The following is a 265-nucleotide window of genomic DNA, read 5'->3' as shown; positions in this document are numbered from 1 at the left end:
GAAGACCGACAGTGCGGACCGTGACGCGGTGATCGCGCGGGTTCGGGACACCGGTCCGCTGGACGGGCTGGTGGTGAACTCGGGCATCGCGATCTTCGGCGATTCATTGGAGCTGGACCCCGACGCCGTGGATCGCCTGCTGCGCATCAACGTGCATGCGCCGTACCACGCCGCGGTCGAGGCGGCGCGCACGCTGGGCGACGGCGGCCGCATCGTCGTGATCGGCTCGGTGACCGGCGACAGGATGCCGGTGCCGGGCATGGCG

At 70.9% G+C, this 265-nt stretch carries 1 protein-coding gene; it reads left to right on the top strand.

Annotated features, from left to right (window positions below; genetic code table 11):
• Positions 1-265 (top strand): SDR family NAD(P)-dependent oxidoreductase (locus tag ACQG3P_RS20010; RefSeq protein ID WP_426806020.1); only part of this gene is annotated, 265 nt, incomplete at both ends.

The organism is Stenotrophomonas sp. SrG (assembly GCF_050031795.1).
GTDB classification, from domain to species: Bacteria; Pseudomonadota; Gammaproteobacteria; order Xanthomonadales; family Xanthomonadaceae; genus Stenotrophomonas; species Stenotrophomonas rhizophila_A.
Note: the sequence above shows the minus strand (reverse complement) of the source record. Positions and strands in the feature narration are given on the sequence as shown.